Source organism: Bacillus sp. JJ783, assembly GCF_036963225.1.
Taxonomy (GTDB): Bacteria; Bacillota; Bacilli; order Bacillales; family Bacillaceae_G; genus Bacillus_A; species Bacillus_A cereus_U.
In genome coordinates this window covers 1,279-5,812 of the sequence record NZ_JBALMG010000220.1, presented here as the reverse complement: position 1 = coordinate 5,812, position 4,534 = coordinate 1,279, and the positions used below count along the sequence as shown (strand labels likewise).

The window sequence follows — 4,534 nt, the reverse complement described above, 5'->3', positions numbered from 1 at the left end:
CTACTATTTCATTGTTGTATAATCGCTTACTTTCATTGTCTATAAAATAACCTTTTCTTCTCATAACGCTCAGCCCTTTATGTGTAATATAACAAACAATATATTATCATATATATAGATTACGCTCCAAATTACTTTTATCCTTTAGTACATCTACAAGTCACTTAATTTGTGTGTGTATTAAAGGATAAACAAAAGGGTCTATTTCACTTTGAACTATTCTCTGATGTAGACATCAAAAATAATAAAAACATTATAAGCGGTCGTAACCCTATAAATTATACAAGGTTACGACCATTTATTTTATTATTAAATGGCTACCCTTTACCCTCCGCAGACAACGCATTGTTAAATCATTTTCTACCTTTTAACTCCATTAATTACAATATAAAAAAAGAAATATTTTTCTATTCCCTATAATAAATACTCCATAATGTTCAATACGTAAAAATTGATTCGTCTCGATTTTCTTTCTCAATATTGCAGCTCATACAACATTCATGTAGCATTACCGTATCGCTGTAATGGTTCATCATCTTAAACCTTTCGACTAATTACCAGGAGGAAAAGTGATTGAAATGAATAAACACGAACAATTAAATGTTATAAAAAAAGATTTTATTGATTCTCAAAAAGTATTATTGGCAATTGGTGATGAAACACGTCAAGCTATTTTGTTAGTTCTCATGGAAACGGAATGTCAAACAGGATTACGTGTAGGGGAAATCACTAAACAAACACACCTTTCTCGACCAGCAGTATCACATCATCTTAAAATTTTACGAGAAGCCGGTATTATTTTAATGCGAAAAGAAGGTACAAAAAACTTCTATTATATTGATATACGTACAAAATTAAGTTTATTAAAAAACCTTGTATTAGATATTGAGAAGCTATTGCAAAACTTTTATTGAAATAAAGATACGGTATTTGGAGGTACAAGAAATGAAAGCAATGATAATTGATAAGTATAGGAAAGTCCCAATGCGTATGACAGAGGTGCCTACTCCTGAAATAAATGAGTATGAGGTACTTGCGGAAATTCATGCAGCTAGTATTAACCCAATTGATTTTAAAATACGCGATGGAAAAGTAAAGATGTTGCTTAAATATGAAATGCCCCTAATCCTTGGTAATGACTTTTCCGGTGTCATCGTGAAGATTGGAGCAAAAGTGACTCGTTTTAAAGTTGGTGATGAAATATATGCCCGTCCAAGAAAAGGTAAAATCGGTACTTTTGCGGAATATATAGCCATTCATGAGGATGATATAGCCTTAAAACCAAAAAATTTAAGTTTTGAGGAAGCTGCTTCGATTCCACTCGTTGGCTTAACATCATATCAAGCCTTACATGACACCATGCAATTACAAAAAGAACAAAAGATTTTAATTCATGCTGGATCTGGTGGTGTCGGTACTTTCGCTATTCAGTTAGCAAAAATAATGGGTGCCACTGTTACAACAACTGCTAGTGAAGCTGGTACGAATTTAGTAAAGTCTCTTGGCGCAGATGAAATTATTAATTACAAAACAGAGAAATTTGAAGATATACTAAAAAATTATGATGCGGTATTTGATACAATCGGTGGAACAACACTTGAAAAATCATTCAATATTATAAAAAGCGGAGGGAACATTGTTTCCGTTTCAGGAATGCCAAATGCTCGCTTCGGTAAAGAATTTGGTTCAGGATTTTTCAAAACACTCTTATTTTCATTAGCAAGTAAAAAACTTACTGCACTTGAAAAAAAGCATAATGCTCAATATTCGTTTTTGTTTATGAAACCCAGCGGAGATCAATTACGTATAATTGCAAACTATATTGAATCTGGACAACTCAAACCTATAATCGATCGCATTTTCCCTTTTGAAGATACTCAAAAAGCAATGGAATATTCAGAGTCTGGAAGAGCAAAAGGAAAGATAATTGTAAAAATCAAATAATAACAAAACTCCATTTTAATCAATCTTTATAAAAATGGAGTTTTTGTATTTGCTGTTAAATAGACACAATGCACTGAAGTCCTTACAATAGATTGCAAGGGGAAATAATAAATTATACTTTTAGTTAACTTTACAAAGAATACATACGTACAAATACATATTCAAAATACAAAAAAGGAGGAGATAAAATGACTAAAAATAAGGACGCTGGTTGGAATATAGAAACGAGTTATGCTACATTACCACAATCATTTTATACAGAAATCCCCCCAACTCCTGTACACTCACCGGAGTTAATTAAACTAAACCATTCACTAGCAATATCTCTTGGCTTTAATCCTGAGGAACTAAAAAAGGACGCTGAAATTGCCATTTTAGCTGGTAATACTATTCCAAAAGGAGCTCATCCACTAGCTCAGGCATATGCTGGACACCAATTTGGTCATTTCAACATGTTAGGAGATGGTCGTGCCCTTTTGATTGGAGAACAAATTACTCCTTCAGGCGAACGCTTTGATATTCAATTGAAAGGTTCTGGCCCTACTCCATATTCACGCCGCGGTGATGGCCGTGCTGCACTCGGTCCTATGCTACGCGAGTATATTATTAGCGAAGCAATGTACGCACTTGATATTCCAACTACTCGCAGTTTAGCAGTAGTCTCAACTGGCGAACCAATCTATCGCGAAACAAAGCTACCTGGAGCTATTTTAACAAGGATTGCAAGTAGTCATATACGTGTTGGAACATTCCAATACGCGGCAGCTCGCGGCTCAATCGAGGATCTCAAAGCGTTAGCTGACTATACGATAAAAAGACATTATCCAGAAATTGAATCTACTGAAAATCCATACGTTTCATTACTACAAAAAGTTATTAAGAGACAAGCAAGCCTCATCGCCAAATGGCAACTCGTCGGCTTCATTCACGGCGTAATGAACACTGACAATATAACGATTAGCGGTGAAACGATTGATTACGGTCCTTGTGCCTTTATGGATAGTTATGACCAAGGAACAGTATTTAGCTCTATTGATGTAAAAGGTCGCTACGCATATGGAAATCAGCCGTATATGGCTGCATGGGACCTTGCACGATTAGCTGAATCTTTAATGCCGATTCTACACGAAGATGAAGAAGAAGCGCTAAAGATTGCACAAGATGAAATTTCAAAGTTCAGTGTGCAGTACGAAAACAATTGGTTCCTCGGAATGAAGAAGAAATTAGGACTATTTAGCAATGAAGAGCAAGATCAATCACTTATTGAGAAACTTTTAAAAGCAATTGAAAAATATAAAGCAGATTATACAAATACATTCCGTTCATTAACTGACACTGCATTAGAAAATGCACCTTTATTTGAAAGTCCCGAATTTAAAGAATGGTACGAGCTATGGCAATCTCGGTTAGAAAGACAAAAAGAATCGAAAGATGATGCATACAAATTAATGAAAAATAACAACCCAGTAATCATCCCTCGCAACCACAGAGTAGAAGAAGCACTAGAAGCAGCTGTTAAAAATGGAGACTATAGCGTAATGGAGAAACTTCTTCAAGCTTTAGCAAATCCTTATGACTATTCTCAAGAACAAGCGGATTACTGCACGCCTCCAGCGCCGACTAATCGTCCTTATAGGACTTTTTGCGGGACGTGATTTAGAGCAACTAAGACTGTTTTTCTGCTCCTAATTGTATTATTTATTAGTGTAATTCCCACTAAATTCAAGTACATGATTCGTTATTTTCCATAAAGGAGCATTATAAATAGAAAAGGTGTTTTCGTATAAAAACACCTTTTCTACTTTTTTCTCCATCTTGTGAAAAAAAACGTAATTTAATACTCTAGTTTGCGTTTCTTTTATGTATTACATATCGTTAGCATATTCTATGTGATTATAGTTGTATATTATCACCTCTATCAATTTCCTCCCATGCGAAAAAGATACATACACCAAACAAGCTGTCACGAACAAAGGAGAGCTCCTTACTTCCTACCTATTTCTTTCCTAATGCGTTAACTTGGTAACTGTTCTATTAAAATTCTTCTATTCAATCTTCATTTTTTCTTATTATATCCAGGTACATCGATAAGGAACAACTATTCTCGAATATAAAAATCCAGCTATTGTACAAATGTTGATAAAAAATAAAGGAGAAGAGAATGAATCCATTTTAATATAACTAATGAGAATTTGTATGTTCCAATATCTTCACTATATTCCTCAACAATCTTTTATTAAAATTCATTACAATAGTTTAAAATTATGACGGATTACTTTCAACATAATGTGAAGGTAGCTCTAACAACAAAAAACTGGCTTGTAAACCTTTAATGTTTACAAGCCAGTAAATAATATCAGCTAAAGCTAGCACTCTTAAAATAATACTTTAGAGTTGTCTTCCCTCTAAGTATACTAACTCAGGTCTCGTTGGAGACCACCCTTCTCCGTGAGTCGATTGTAACTTATTGACGACAGTATTTGCGGTTGCTGTTTGTTGAATCTTTGGAGTAGTATTTATCGTAAAAACTGTAATACCTGTAACAGCTAAACTCATTATCATTAAACTCAGTTTCTTCATTATTTTAACG

At 34.1% G+C, this 4,534-nt stretch carries 4 protein-coding genes; 3 read left to right on the top strand and 1 reads right to left on the bottom strand.

The window, feature by feature from the left end; genetic code table 11:
* Positions 1-569 precede the first annotated feature (569 nt).
* From V7038_RS28525 to V7038_RS28515, 3 genes are all read left to right on the top strand, one after another.
* Positions 570-914, top strand: a complete 345-nt coding sequence (locus tag V7038_RS28525; RefSeq protein WP_002111052.1) for an ArsR/SmtB family transcription factor — start codon at positions 570-572, stop codon at positions 912-914.
* A 31-nt stretch (positions 915-945) separates the two neighbouring features.
* Positions 946-1,944 carry an NADP-dependent oxidoreductase gene (locus tag V7038_RS28520; RefSeq protein WP_002111053.1) on the top strand — a complete coding sequence of 333 codons (999 nt, stop codon included), beginning with the start codon at positions 946-948 and terminating at the stop codon, positions 1,942-1,944.
* Between the two features lie 188 nt (positions 1,945-2,132).
* On the top strand, positions 2,133-3,599 hold the full coding sequence (locus V7038_RS28515) for a protein adenylyltransferase SelO (protein WP_335696014.1): 1,467 nt from the start codon (positions 2,133-2,135) through the stop codon (positions 3,597-3,599).
* Positions 3,600-4,332: 733 nt separating this feature from the next.
* Here V7038_RS28515 and V7038_RS28510 read toward each other — a convergent pair.
* On the bottom strand, positions 4,333-4,534 hold a 202-nt coding region (locus V7038_RS28510; RefSeq protein WP_335696013.1), incomplete at its 5' end, for a Phr family secreted Rap phosphatase inhibitor.

Excerpts from the sequence above, each read along its gene's own strand:
- V7038_RS28520 (WP_002111053.1), top strand. The coding sequence starts at position 946 with ATGAAAGCAATGATAATTGATAAGTATAGGAAAGTCCCAATGCGTATG.
- V7038_RS28515 (WP_335696014.1), top strand. The coding sequence starts at position 2,133 with ATGACTAAAAATAAGGACGCTGGTTGGAATATAGAAACGAGTTATGCT.